This is a genomic window from Natronobacterium gregoryi SP2, from assembly GCF_000230715.2.
GTDB lineage: Archaea > Halobacteriota > Halobacteria > Halobacteriales > Natrialbaceae > Natronobacterium > Natronobacterium gregoryi.
Genome location: NC_019792.1, coordinates 1,682,177 through 1,695,085 on the forward strand (window position 1 = coordinate 1,682,177; position 12,909 = coordinate 1,695,085).

A 12,909-nucleotide genomic window follows, 5' to 3' on the forward strand; every position below is an offset into this window, starting at 1 on the left:
TGGAACGAGTAAATCTTTCCGTTGTCGCGGTGAGCGGCAAATACTACCGGCCGGCCGACGACCGGCTGCGGTCACTCCGGAAAATGACACTTCGATCGAACCGGCCCGAGTCGCTGCTGGTCGGGGTCGCGGTTCGCACACTCGGGTGCTGCTCGCGGACACCGCGTCCGGAAGACACAGCCATCCGGTGGATCGATCGGGCTCGGAACCGTTCCGGGGAGCGGCCGACCGGATGGCTCGCCGTCGGCGTCGGTCGATGGAATCGCCTCGAGCAGCGCCTTCGTGTAGGGGTGGCTCGGCTGGTCGAACACGTGATCGACGGGACCGACTTCCATCAGTTCACCGAGGTACATGACTGCGACGCGGTCCGCGACGTGTTCGACGACGCCGAGGTCGTGGGAGATACAGAGATACGTCAGATCGAGTTCCGCCTGGAGGTCGGCCAGGAGGTTGAGAATGCGCGCCTGTACCGACACGTCGAGTGCGGAGACGGGTTCGTCGAGGACGACGAGCCGTGGTTCGAGTGCGATCGCTCGAGCGACGGCGACGCGTTGTACTTGCCCACCCGAAAGTTCGTGTGGATAGCTCGTCGCGTGCCGGTCCGGAACGCCGACCTGCTCGAGTAGCTCCTGGACGCGTGCTTCTCTGCGCTCCCGGTTCCACCCGTGGCTGTGCAGCGGTTCGGCGACCGCTTTCTCGACTGTCAGCCGTGGATTGAGACTCGAGCGTGGGTCCTGGAAGACGACGCCGACGGCGGCGAGGTCGTCGTGGGTGCGTTCGGCCGCCGGTCCGACTGTTCGCCCGTCGAACCGAATCGTTCCCTCCGTCGGCGTCTCGAGCCCAGTCACGAGATTCGCAAGTGTCGACTTGCCACAGCCGCTTTCGCCGACGAGCGCGACCGTCTCACCCGACTGGACCGTGAGATCGACATCGGTGACCGCTCGGAGCGACTCCTCGGTTCCGAGCAGTCGCTCGAGTGTCCCTTCCGAAAGCGAGTAGCGTTTCGAAACGGCCTCGAGTTCGACGAGCGGCGGGTCGGAACCACACCTCTCGGCCTGTCGCCCCGATCGATCCGCACTCGAGCCGGCGACACCTTCGTTCGGACCGTCCCTTCCGGCCGCCGTCGCGGCCGAGGGGTCCGATGGGTGGCCCGTCCGTGCGGTGCTCTCGAGTGCGCTCGGTTCCCCACAGGTCGCACGACCCAGATCGCCTCCGAACTCGACCGTCGGAATCTTGCCGGCTCGACAGGCGTCGGTCGCGTGATCGCATCTCGGAGCGAACGAACAGCCGGTCCGCTCCTCGGTGGACTCGGGGACCGCTCCCTCGATCGTCGGCAAGCGAGCGCCGCGGGGAACGCGCTGGGGCAGACACTCGAGCAGCGATCTGGTGTAGGGATGACGCGGGGACTCGAGAATCCGCTCGGTCGGGCCGGTTTCGACCACGTCGCCGTCGTACATCACGACGACGCGATCGCAGAGTTCGACGACGACGCCGAGGTCGTGCGTGATCAGGAGGATTGCCGTGTCACGTTCTTCGTTGAGTTGCCGGAACCGGTCCAGCAACTGTGCCTGGGTCGTCGCGTCGAGTGCGGTCGTGGGTTCGTCGGCGATCAGTAACGATGGGTCGGTCGCGAGTGCGCTGGCGATACTGGCTCGCTGGCACATTCCGCCGGAGAGTTCGTGCGGATAGGCGTCGACGCGGTCTTCGGGGCTCGCGATTCCGACCTGTTCCATGAGGTCGACGGCCCGGTCACGGTAATCACGCCACTCCGACCGGCGACTGAACGGCGGTACGTGGAGGTAGTCGAGGAGCCGCTGTGAGTCGGGCTGGTCGTGAATCTTGACCGATTCGGCAATCTGATCGCCGACGTCGAAGACGGGATTGAGCGTCTCGGTGGGGTTCTGGAACACCATCGAAACGGTCGTTCCGCGGAGCCTGCGAAGCTCTCTGTCGGTTGCGGCAGTCACGTCGATCCCGTCGAGCTGGATCGTTCCGTCGGTGATCTCGCCCGGGTCCTGTAAGCCGGCGATCGACTGGGCCGTTACCGACTTCCCGCAGCCACTTTCACCGACGAGACCGACGATTTCGCCGTCACCGACCGTCAGCGATGCACCGTCGACCGCGCGGACGACACCGTCCGGCGTTCGAAACGTTGTCTGTAGGTCGTCGACTGCGAGCAACGGCTGATCGGCGTCTCTCTCCCCGTTACTGGACGAGTCAGCGTCGAAAGGCGAATCTGTGTGAACTGAACGCATCGTTGTACTTAGGTCGGTTTCTCGAGGGTCGCGTCGTGTTTCGGATCGAGTACGTCTCGGAGCCCGTCCCCGAGCAGGTTGAACCCGAGGACGGTGAGCATGATCGCTGCGCCCGGCGCGTTCGCGATCCACCAGGCGTCACGGAGGTGGTGGCGGCCGGCCGACAGCATCGTCCCCCACTCCGGGGTCGGCGGCTGTGCGCCGAGGCCGATAAACGAGAGGCCGGCGGTTCCCAGGATGACCGTGCCCAGATTCATCGTAGCGAGGACGACGACCGGGCTGACGACGTTGGGCAGGAGATGTCGAACTGCGATTCGAGGCCGGGAGACGCCCATGAGCTGTGCTGCGTCGATGAACTCGCGTTCTCGCATCGAGAGCACGCTCCCGCGGACGATCCGGGCGTAAGACCCCCAGCCGACGACCGCGAGTGCGATCATCACGTTTCGCAGGCTGGGGCCGAGTATCCCCGCGATCACGAGCGCGAGCACGAGCCCCGGGAACGCGAGCTGGACGTCGACCAGCCGCATCAGGAACTCGTCGACCCAGCCGCCGACGTAGCCGGCGACGAGACCGATTGCCGAGCCCAGGACGAGCCTGATCGCAGTGACGGCGACGGCGATCCCGAGCGACAGGCGAGCACCGTAGAGCAGCCGGGAAAACACGTCCCGCCCGAGTTGATCCGTTCCCAGTGGATGGGCCAGCGACGGTCCCTGCAACCGGTTTGCCAGCCCCTGACTCGTCGGGTCGTGTGGCGCGACGACGGGGCCGACGATAGCGACGACCACCACCGTCGCGACGACCACGAGACCCGCAGCGTTGAGCGGATTTGCGAAAAACACGGCCAGTTTCCGCGAACGGCACAGCGCACGGTACCGCCGCTGAAGGCTTCGTCCGACCGAGACGATTCCGTCGATCATCTCGTCTCACCCCCGAGCGCAACCCGCGGATCGAGATAGTGGTACGCCAGGTCGACGAACAGGTTCGTGACGACGAACACGACCGCCGTAAAGAGGGCAATACCTTGAACGACCGGGTAGTTACGGTCGAACACCGCATCGACCAGCAGCGTTCCGAGTCCCGGCCGCTGGAAGACGATTTCGACGACGACCGCCCCGTTCAACAACGATCCCAACTGCAGTCCGAGAACCGTCACGACGGGAACGAGCGCGTTCCGGAGCGCGTGTTTGTAGACGACGATCCGCTCCCGTAATCCCCTTGACCGGGCGGCGTCGACGTACCCCGCCTCGAGCACTTCGAGCATCGAGGCTCTGACGAGGCGGGTCAGGATGGCCGCCATCCCGGTTCCGAGCGTGATCGCCGGCAGGATCAGCCGGTCGTAACTTCCTGCCCCGGCGACCGGTGTGATGCCGAGCGTGAGCGCAAACACCAGAATAAGCAGGTAGCCGAGCCAGAAATTCGGCATCGAAACGCCGAGCAACGCGCCGAGTTGACTCGCGTAATCGATCGACGTTCCCCGATAGACGGCACTGAGGACGCCGGTCGGAACCGCGATTGCGAGTGCGACGACCATCCCAGCAACGGCCAACTCGAGGGTGAACGGTACCGCCTCGAGAATGAGCGTCGAAACGGGCGTGTCGCTGTAGTAGGACGTGCCGAAATCGCCGCGGACGATGTCGGTGAGCCAGTTTGCGTACTGGATTGGAACCGGATCTTCGAGGCCGTGTTCCGTCCGAAACGCTTCGATTTCGGCTGCGGACGGCTGTCGATCGAGTTGCTGTCTGAGGATCACGTTCGCCGGATCGCCGGGCGTGAGAAAGACCAGCCCGTAGGTGACGACCGAGACGCCAAACGCCACGCAAAGCGCCGTCAACAGCCGGTACGTGAGGTAGTTGATGTGTCTCATCCGTCACGTCAGGTCGTTCTCGCAAGATCGTGCCACTCGACGAGGGCGGCGATCGGATGGAGGTCGATTCCCTCGAGAGTAGCGTCGAACGCGACGGCGTCTTCCTGGTAGTACAGTGGGACGACGACGGCGGCGTCTACGATCTGTCGCTGTGCCGCGACGTACGCCTCGTATTTCTCGTCCGGATCGTGCGTCTGATATCCCGTCTCGATCAGGTCGTCGACGTCGCCGCCGAGGTTGTACAGCCCAGTCCCGTCGGCCTCGTAGAGGTCGTTGTTCTCGATCCCCCTCGTGTGGAAATTCTCCCACATGATATAGTCCGCAGCGGGGCTGTTCGAACCGGTACTGCCGAGCTCGAGGTGGAACTCGCCGCTGTCCGTTCGGTCCTGGAGCGACGCCCGCTCGAGGATTTTGATATCGACGGTGACGCCGATGTCGTCGAACTCGGCCTGGAGGATCTGGGCGAGGTCCCGTCCGTTGTCCATGTCGTTGTCCACGAGACAGGTCAGCTCCTCCCCGTCGTAGGACGATTGGTCGACGAGGTCACGGGCGGTCGCTCGGTCGCGTTCGTAGGTCGGCAGTTCCGAGTCGACGGCCCAGTCGACGACGGTCGATATCGGGCCGCGTGCGGGCTCGCCGATCTCCTCAAGTACCGTTTCGACGATTTCTTCCTGCGAAATAGCGTAGTTGAGTGCTCGGCGGAAGTGGACGTCGTCCGTCGGCGTTCGATGGATATTGATCCAGACGGACGTCGCACCCGACGACTGCTGGGTTGTCAGTCGGATGTCGTCGCGCTCCCGGAGCGACGAGACGCGACTCTTCGCCGGATCGTAGATCACGTCGACGTCGCCGCTGACGAGCAGGTCCGTGCGGGTCGTTTCGTCCTCGGCTGCCCGAAACGTGAGTTCGCTGGGATTCGGTTTGCCACCCCAGTAGTCGTCGAACCGTTCGACGCGAACGTACTGGCCGTTTTCGATCTCTTCGAGCGTGAACGGCCCGGTGCCGATGATCTCGCCTGCTTGCCGGTCGGCTTCCGGCGGTTGGATGTCGATCATGTTGTGCGCGATCGTTCCCGGAAAGCCGGGGAACGGATCTCGGTTTTCGAATTCGACCGTGTAGTCGTCGATTTTCGTGACGCTGCCGGGTTCCAGGTGGAGCCAGCCGTGGACGAAATCACCGCGGTCGGTGAGGATGTCCTCCTCGAAGGAGTGGACGACATCGTCGGCGGTGAGTTCGTCGCCGTTGTGGAACCGAACGCCTTCCCGGAGTTCGAACACCCACGTCGTGTCGTCGGTCGCGTTCCAGTCGGCTGCCAGCCACGGTTTCGGCTGCATGTCGTCGGTTCCCCAGACCAGTGGTTCGACGACGCGCGTCCAGTAGGGTGCCATTCCTCCCCACGTATCGTACGAGTCCGTCGAGGTGGGGTCGGACGACAGAGCGATCGTGAACCCCGTGTCGTTCTCTCGGGAGGCAGACTCCGCACAGCCTGCGAACCCGGCGATTCCGCCACCGACGATGCCGGCGAGAACGCGTCGGCGAGAGGCCTCGAGCGTCATTCTTGGACCACTCGAGAGCCGAGGGCAGTGGTTACGAGGACCGAAACGGCAGTTGTCCTCGCCGAGTTCGGCTGTTTGCGGTCGCAACGTGGTGTTCGTCGGCGGTGACTCCCGTTAGGGCGACGTGTTGCAATCATTGAACAACTGTATTTGCTGTATTGAAAATGTACTTGTTAACGATTTCGATGTCTCGGAGTCGTTTCGATCACGGTCGAGGACTGCACATCGGATTCCGACCGGTAGAAGCGATTCGGCGACAGCAGATAGCCGCGAGTGTGTTCGGCCGCCGACTCACGCAGGCGTTGCTCGAGAGGTGTCACGGAATCACACCAGATGGCTTCCGACGACGGCACCGACCGTTCGATCGAAAGCGGTCGATGCACCGCCCCGAGAACAGGCGTCTCGAGCGGGGAGTCGAACGGTCGACGGCTCGTTCCGGTCGACCGAACCGGCTGGCTGCCGTCGACATCGTATCGTTGTCCGCCGAGAACGATCACCCATCGGGAACCGCCCGATGCCAGAGATGTGACGCAAGAAACAACAGAAGAAACGCCCCGGCCAGGACGCCGTCTTCGAACTCCTCCAGCGTATCGGGGGCGAGAAACGCGACGGTGCCGGCGAGGACGCCCGCAACCACCATCACGACCGAACCAACTGCGAACCGGCGATCGATCGGCTCGAGTGCGATCGTCTCGAGAGGTAACTCGAACGCTTCGGCGACACGGTCAGGTTCGGCGACCGGGCCGAGCAGTCGGTCAGTCTTACCCGAGCCCCAGCCCGCTGTCACCCGGATCGTTCGCGTTCCGAGGAGCCGGTCGAAGAGGCGATCCTGTTCGATCGTTGCGATCCGTATCTCGTCGATCCGAACCGCCCACTGTGGCTCCGCGAGAAAGCGGTCGTACGCGACGAGGTGGTCGTCGCGACGCTGGTACTCGAGCGTGCCGTACTCGAGGTAGTACATGATATACTGGACTGCGATCACCGCGATCACTAGCAGAACGGTCGCGACGACGCCGATCCAGAAGACCGTCACGGACCCGGTCCAGACCACGACGACGAGGACGACGAACAACCAGACGCCGGCGAAGAAGATGGTGTAAACTGCCGTCGCCAGGAGCGCGACGAACAGCCCCTCGAGAACGACAGTCCGTGCCGGTCGAACTCTTGTCTCCGGCGGCGTCGTCGGTGCCCGGACGGGGTCGAGAGCGTCACTCGGTTCCGGGTCGGCGAACCAGGCGACGAATCGATCGACGAACCGGTTCGTGTCCTCGTCCGTGCGGTTCGCACGGTACGCCGACCACTCGACAGCCAGTTTCACACACACGACGATCACGAGAACGGCCGTCGATCCGATAGCGAGCCCGACGGTGACGCCGACGAACGCGAGCGCGAACAGCAACGCGAACACCTGTCTTGCGGGCGTCTCGATGACGGCATAGGGAGAAACTCGTTCGTACCGTCGCCCGTGGAAATACTGGCGTCTCGTCTCCAGAAACTGCCCGACAAGCAGGACACTGACGCTCAGCAAGACCGCAGTCGACTCCAGCGTCCACTCTCCCTGGAAACCGATGTATGCGATGACGCCGAAGACGACTGCATACAGTGTGACGGAGACGACCACACCGAGCGCGAACGGGACGTTTCGGACGTGGATCGGCGGCAGCGACTCGAACGGGCGCAGTGTCCCCCGTTTTCCCGTCAGCAGGGCGTCCGATGCCGACACGACGCCGTCCCGGTCCGGTGGCGGTCGCTGGGCGAACAGCGCCGTTCCACCCGCCAGCAGCAGCGACAGCAGGAGTTCGACGCCGTAGATCACGACGAGCGTCTCCGGGTCCCACTCGAGGGCGACGACGCCGACGAGTGGAACGAGGTTCGCCAGGAGAATCGGCACAAAGCCGGCCGTCTCGTCGTTCCGCTCGAGGAGTCGCGGGGACCGCATTCTTCCCACACTTGACCGGGATTTTACATAAACTATCTGCTTCACGCGATCGACCGGCGTTTTCGTACTGCCGGACAGCAGTCGATGAAGAGAGTTCGCCGGACGGAAGCGCCGAATTCCCCCCGTAGTTCTGTTCGACAGTATCAGAACCCGGCCGAACCGAAGTAGCCACACCGTCGAACCGTTTGTCGTCGACGCTACTGCTATCAAATTGCCAGTTCGGTTTGGAAAGCCAGTGAACCGCCTCGGGGGCACGCGGTTCGAGACGCAAAGTGTCTCGTCATCAAGCGAGACCAGCGGTCTTGCAGACATCGCGGAGCTTTGCTCCGCTCATACGGTTTGCTGTACCGATTTCCCGGCGCGACCGCGAGCCATCCTGTGGTCGCGCCGGAACTGACTGACAGCAAACCGTCTCAGTCACGGAAATCTCTGATTTCCGTCCGACCCCGAGGCACTCGGCCTGCTCCGCCTGTAGACGGTGCCAGACCGAGAATCGTAACCGACGGACTGAAGGTCTCGTTGTTCGACGGGAGACGTGATGGCCGACGAACTGAAGCGACGACTCGTCCATGCGAGCGGATCGGGACTGGTCGCACTCTATCTGCTCGCGAACTATCTCTCGGTCGGACTCGCCTGGTCGCGGTTCCAGGTTTTGATGGTGGTCCTCGCGGTCGGTGCGCTCGCACTCGAGTTCGTCCGTCTCCGAATCGGACTGGACTGGTGGATCTACGAGAAGCTCACCCGCGAGTACGAACAGGAGAAGATCGCCGGCTACGGGCTCTACATGATCAGCATGACGGTCGTCGTCTTGCTCTTCGAGCCCCAGATCGCGCTGCCGGCGATGTTGATGCTCGCGCTGGGCGATCCGATCAGCGGCGCGGTCTCGGACAACACGCTGAAACGCGTGAAGGGACCGAAAGTGCTCGGTACGATGTTCGTCGTGAGCGCGATCCTGGCTTCCCCGTTCCTCTACGAGCACCCGCTCGCAGTTGTCGGGGCAGCACTGGGGGCGACCCTCGCCGACGGGATCAAACTCTCCATTCGTGGCTACATCGTCGACGACAACCTGACGATCCCCATCTACGCGAGCGTACTGGCCTGGGTCGTCCTGTGGCTACTGTAGACGATCGAGCGCGCCGTCGATCGCTCGAGCCCCACGCCAAAATAACGCTGAAGCCGTCGAGACCGTACAGCCGAGTTCGTCGGCGACCCGCGGTGGCTCGATCGTCTCACACGCCGCCCGCTCGACCTCGGCGTAGTCGAACTCGCTTTCGTCTGCCTCGAGCGAGGCGGCGGTCGTGTTCATCCGCTGGGCCAGCGGCTCGGTGACGACGTTGACGGCGAACTCCTCGGTCTCGAGGACGTTTCGCGGAGTGTCTTTCTGCTCGTCGCCCTCGGCGTCGGGCGTGTTGAAGATCACGACCGGCTCCGCCGAGGAGACGTAGTTGTAGCTGGTGAACGGGGCGAAGTTGTCGACGCCGTCAGTACTCGTCGTCGAGATCCAGGCGATCGGTCGCGGTGTGACCGCGGACTTGATGATTCGGCCGCGCTCGTCGGGCTCGAGTGACTCCGTCGGTGCCTGCATGCTCTGGCGTTTCGCATGGGTCGTGATATATCTTCACAAAGGGGAGCGGAGTGACGCCAGCGCTTCACTTGCACCTCGATACGCGAATCCTTAACCGATCCCGCGTCGAATCGCTGGCAATGGCAGGGACGGACGAGGATATCCCCTCGATCGAGCATCCGCTTCTCGAGCCCGACTTTCTCGAGCGGCGGCTCTACCAGTTGAAACTCGCGGGTACGGCCGCGGACCACCACACGCTCGTCTGTCTCCCCACGGGACTGGGGAAGACGACAGTGAGCCTGCTCGTGACCGCCCGCAGACTCGAGGAGGTCGGCGGGAAGTCGCTGATGCTCGCGCCGACGAAGCCGCTCGTCCAGCAACACGCGGACTTCTACCGGGAGGCTCTCCAGATCCCCGACGAACAGATCGTCGTCTTCACGGGCGATGTCAGCCCCGAGGACCGCGCCGCGACCTGGGAGGAAGCGACGGTCGTGATGGCGACGCCGCAGGTGATCGAGAACGACCTCGTCGGCTCGCGGGTCTCGCTTGCCGACGTCACTCACTGCACCTTCGACGAGTGTCACCGCGCGACCGGCGACTACGCCTACAACTACATTGCCGAACGCTACCACGCCGACGCGAAACAGCCACTCGTGACGGGGATGTCCGCCTCGCCTGGCGGCGACGAGGAAACCATTCTCGAGGTCTGTGAGAACCTGGGTATCGAGGAAGTCGAGGTGATGACCGAGGAGGACGCCGACGTCTCGGAGTTCACCCACGACACCGACGTCGAGTGGGAGCGAATCGACCTCCCCGAGGAGGTACTCGAGATCCGCGACGCCTTGAACGACGTGATCAAGGATCGCCTCGAGAAATTAAAGGAGATGGGTATCGCGGACTCGACTCAGCCCGATCAGTCCCAGAAGGAACTGAACGCGATGCGGGCCGAACTCCAGAAACTGATCAACAACGACCAGTCGGAGGGGTTCGAGGGGATGTCCATTCACGCGGAGGTGATGAAGCTCCGCCAGGCGGTGACGCTCGTCGAGACACAAAGCGTCGAGGCAGTCCGGCGGTACTTCGACCGCCAGCGCAACCAGGCCCGTTCGTCGGGGGCTTCGAAGGCTAGCCAGCGACTCGTCTCGGACCCCCGCGTCCGCGAGGCGATGCGCAAGGGCGAGGAGTTCGACCAGTTGCACCCGAAGTACCGCAAGACCCGAATGATACTCGCGGAGACACTCGGCCTCGAGGACGGCGAGCGCGTGATCGTCTTCACGGAGTCTCGCGACACGGCAGAGGCACTGACGGACTTCCTGAGCGAGAGTTTCGAAGCCAAACGGTTTGTCGGCCAGGGTGACCGTGAAGGGAGCGATGGAATGACCCAAAACGAGCAACAGGAGGTTCTCGACGACTTCCGCGCCGGCGAGTTCGAAGTGCTCATCTCCACGTCGGTCGCCGAAGAGGGACTGGACGTGCCGGAAGTCGACCTCGTCCTCTTCTACGAACCCGTCCCCACCGCGATCCGGTCGATCCAGCGCAAAGGACGGACGGGACGCCAGTCGGAAGGACGGGTCGTCGTCCTCATGGCCGAAGATACCCGTGACGAGGCCTACTTCTGGATCTCCCGCCGGCGCGAACAGGAGATGGAAGACGAACTCCGCGAGCTCAAGGGAATGGCCGACGAACTCGAGGAGGAACTGGACGACTCCCAGCAGTCACTGGCCGACTTCGAGAGCGGAGCGGAAGTGAACGACGACGGCGACGATCCCGGCGCTGTCCCCGACTCTTCCAGCGGAAGCGAAGGGGTAGCCGATCCCGGCCTGCAGGAGTTCGACGAAGGCGTCGATGCCGACGACCCTGCCGTCGAAACCCACGAGCCCTCCACGGCGGACGACGGAATCGAGGTCGTCGCCGACCAGCGCGAGATGGACGCGAACATTGCGCGCGACCTCTCGAAACGCGACGGGATCGAGGTGCGACTCGAGACACTCGAGGTCGGCGACTACGTCCTCTCCGATCGAGTGATCGTTGAGCGCAAGTCCGTCGCGGACTTCGTCGACTCGCTGGTCGGCGGCGACCGATCGATGTTCGAACAGGTCGGTGCGATGGCGCGTCACTACTCCCGGCCGATCGTGATCGTCGAGGGCGAGGGGCTGTACGAACAGCGGGACATCCACCCGAACGCCGTCCGGGGCGCGCTCTCGAGTCTCGCGGTCGATTTCGACGCGAGCGTCCTGCGAACGGAAAGCGAAGAGCGGACGACAGAACTGCTTGCCGTGATCGCGGGCCGCGAACAAGAGACCAGCGACCGCGAAGTGTCGGTCCACGGCGAGAAACAGTCGAAAACGCTGGCCGAACAGCAGGAGTACGTCGTCTCCTCGATTGCCGAAATCGGGCCCGTCACCGCGCGATCGCTGCTCGAGGAGTTTGGCACCGTCGAAGCCGTGATGATCGCCAGCGAGGACGAACTACAGGGGGCAAACGGCGTCGGCCAGGTGACTGCCGAACGGATGCGAGAAGTGATCGGGAGTGAGTACACCGGCTCGACGTAGTCGCATCAACGAAGCACCTGCAGCGTCTCGGCCGCCTCGTGGGCAGCCTCGAGGCACTCTGTTGCGTACCGCGGATCGTCGGCCGCTGCGGCTTCGGCGGCGAATCGCTCGAGAGTCTCCTGAAGCGAGGCGCGGGCGGACTCGAAGTCGTCGCCGCGATCTGTCGTCTCTCGTGACTGGGGGTGATCTCGTCGGCCGGTCTGTGCGGGCGGGGTACGGACGGCAGGAGAAACCTCGTCTCTGGTCGTCGGCAAGTCGCTCGTTGCACGCGTCTCGTTTTCGTCGGTTCGGCGGGAGCGGTCCCGATCGTGAGCCGAGTCTTGCGATCGGTCGTCGGGCCGACTCTGGTGCTCGTCGACTCGTTCGGTCTCGTGGCGTTCCCGTTCGGCGGCACCGTCTTCGCTCTCCTCTTGGGCTGGCTGGGCCTCGAGGTCGGTCCCCTGGACGGCGTCTGGGTTGCCGTGACAGCTCGGACAGAACGTGACGCCGTCGTCTTTGAAAAGCGGGTCGCCACAGGTCCCACAGTGGGCGTTGGTCATCGTCGCGCCCTTCAACAGGAGGTCGCTCATCCGCTGGGTCGCCTTCCGTTCGGCTTCGTCGCGTTCGTACTTCTCGCGAAGCTTCTCGCGTTCGGCTTCCTTGTCGAAGTCGCTCATGATCGTCTAGATGCACTCGTCCGTCGAAAAACCTGCGAAGGGTCAGACGACGAAAGCGAACTCACTCTGTCCGGCGGTACATCCCCTTCGAGGCGGGACGGGTCTCCTCGTAACCGAACTGCTCGTAGAAGCCGTCGACGTCCGCCAGCAGGTTCACGTAGGCGTTCGGCGGTGCCGTCTCCTCGACGTACGCCTCGAGGTGCTCCATGATCCGCGTTCCAAGCCCCTGACGCTGGTGGTCCGGGTGGACGGCCATGTCTGAGATGTGGTAGACAGTGCCGTCGTCACCGACGATCCGTCCCATCCCGACGACCTCGTCGGTCGGCTCGTGGACCGCGACGACGCCGTACAGCGAGTGCGGAAGGCCGCGTTCGATCCCCTCGAACGACCGGGGTGTCATCCCGGCGGCCTCGCGCAGGCGAGCGAACGTCTCCGGCTCGGGAAGGCGTTTGCGAATCGCGTACGGGTCCGTTCGCGTCTCCTCACTGTCGCTCATATCGAGTCGCCCGTCCGAAGCGAAAAG

At 63.8% G+C, this 12,909-nt stretch carries 10 protein-coding genes; 2 read left to right on the top strand and 8 right to left on the bottom strand.

All coding sequences use genetic code 11. From position 1 onward, the window contains the following. Positions 1–71: 71 nt before the first annotated feature. From NATGR_RS08290 to NATGR_RS08315, 5 genes are all read right to left on the bottom strand, one after another. Positions 72–2,255: an ABC transporter ATP-binding protein gene (locus NATGR_RS08290; protein ID WP_005578416.1), complete on the bottom strand. Its 2,184-nt coding sequence runs from the start codon at positions 2,253–2,255 to the stop codon at positions 72–74. Between the two features lie 8 nt (positions 2,256–2,263). Continuing rightward, positions 2,264–3,172: a nickel transporter permease gene (gene nikC / locus NATGR_RS08295; protein ID WP_005578414.1), complete on the bottom strand. Its 909-nt coding sequence runs from the start codon at positions 3,170–3,172 to the stop codon at positions 2,264–2,266. Then, on the bottom strand, positions 3,169–4,119 hold the full coding sequence (gene nikB / locus NATGR_RS08300) for a nickel ABC transporter permease (RefSeq protein WP_005578413.1): 951 nt from the start codon (positions 4,117–4,119) through the stop codon (positions 3,169–3,171). The genes nikC and nikB overlap by 4 nt, the downstream gene beginning before the upstream one ends. Before the next feature lie 8 nt (positions 4,120–4,127). Further along, positions 4,128–5,675 carry an ABC transporter substrate-binding protein gene (locus NATGR_RS08305; protein WP_005578412.1) on the bottom strand — a complete coding sequence of 516 codons (1,548 nt, stop codon included), beginning with the start codon at positions 5,673–5,675 and terminating at the stop codon, positions 4,128–4,130. Positions 5,676–6,168: 493 nt separating this feature from the next. Further along, complete coding sequence (locus NATGR_RS08315) at positions 6,169–7,614, bottom strand: DUF6498-containing protein (RefSeq protein ID WP_015233462.1); 1,446 nt, start codon at positions 7,612–7,614, stop codon at positions 6,169–6,171. A 538-nt stretch (positions 7,615–8,152) separates the two neighbouring features. Here NATGR_RS08315 and NATGR_RS08320 point away from each other — a divergent pair. Next, positions 8,153–8,737: a diacylglycerol/polyprenol kinase family protein gene (locus tag NATGR_RS08320; protein WP_005578407.1), complete on the top strand. Its 585-nt coding sequence runs from the start codon at positions 8,153–8,155 to the stop codon at positions 8,735–8,737. Here NATGR_RS08320 and NATGR_RS08325 read toward each other — a convergent pair. After that, entirely contained in the window at positions 8,729–9,199 is a 471-nt protein-coding gene (locus NATGR_RS08325) for a flavin reductase family protein (RefSeq protein WP_015233463.1), read from the bottom strand. The genes NATGR_RS08320 and NATGR_RS08325 overlap by 9 nt on opposite strands. A 119-nt stretch (positions 9,200–9,318) precedes the next feature. On the opposite strand from NATGR_RS08325, the gene NATGR_RS08330 reads away from it, so the two are divergent. Continuing rightward, complete coding sequence (locus tag NATGR_RS08330; protein ID WP_005578397.1) at positions 9,319–11,730, top strand: DEAD/DEAH box helicase; 2,412 nt, start codon at positions 9,319–9,321, stop codon at positions 11,728–11,730. 5 nt (positions 11,731–11,735) lie between these two features. Here the strand turns inward: NATGR_RS08330 and NATGR_RS08335 are convergent, their stop codons facing one another. Then, positions 11,736–12,386 (bottom strand): Sjogren's syndrome/scleroderma autoantigen 1 family protein, encoded by a 651-nt coding sequence (locus tag NATGR_RS08335; protein ID WP_005578395.1) that lies wholly within the window; start codon positions 12,384–12,386, stop codon positions 11,736–11,738. Positions 12,387–12,447: 61 nt separating this feature from the next. Next, positions 12,448–12,882 carry a GNAT family N-acetyltransferase gene (locus tag NATGR_RS08340; protein ID WP_005578392.1) on the bottom strand — a complete coding sequence of 145 codons (435 nt, stop codon included), beginning with the start codon at positions 12,880–12,882 and terminating at the stop codon, positions 12,448–12,450. Positions 12,883–12,909: the final 27 nt, after the last annotated feature.

Bases quoted from the DNA above. Each gene is read 5' to 3' on its own strand.
- NATGR_RS08305 (WP_005578412.1), bottom strand. From the start codon at position 5,675: ATGACGCTCGAGGCCTCTCGCCGACGCGTTCTCGCCGGCATCGTCGGT.
- nikB (WP_005578413.1), bottom strand. From the start codon at position 4,119: ATGAGACACATCAACTACCTCACGTACCGGCTGTTGACGGCGCTTTGC.
- NATGR_RS08320 (WP_005578407.1), top strand. From the start codon at position 8,153: ATGGCCGACGAACTGAAGCGACGACTCGTCCATGCGAGCGGATCGGGA.
- NATGR_RS08315 (WP_015233462.1), bottom strand. From the start codon at position 7,614: ATGCGGTCCCCGCGACTCCTCGAGCGGAACGACGAGACGGCCGGCTTT.
- NATGR_RS08330 (WP_005578397.1), top strand. From the start codon at position 9,319: ATGGCAGGGACGGACGAGGATATCCCCTCGATCGAGCATCCGCTTCTC.
- NATGR_RS08325 (WP_015233463.1), bottom strand. From the start codon at position 9,199: ATGCAGGCACCGACGGAGTCACTCGAGCCCGACGAGCGCGGCCGAATC.
- NATGR_RS08290 (WP_005578416.1), bottom strand. From the start codon at position 2,255: ATGCGTTCAGTTCACACAGATTCGCCTTTCGACGCTGACTCGTCCAGT.
- nikC (WP_005578414.1), bottom strand. From the start codon at position 3,172: ATGATCGACGGAATCGTCTCGGTCGGACGAAGCCTTCAGCGGCGGTAC.
- NATGR_RS08340 (WP_005578392.1), bottom strand. From the start codon at position 12,882: ATGAGCGACAGTGAGGAGACGCGAACGGACCCGTACGCGATTCGCAAA.
- NATGR_RS08335 (WP_005578395.1), bottom strand. From the start codon at position 12,386: ATGAGCGACTTCGACAAGGAAGCCGAACGCGAGAAGCTTCGCGAGAAG.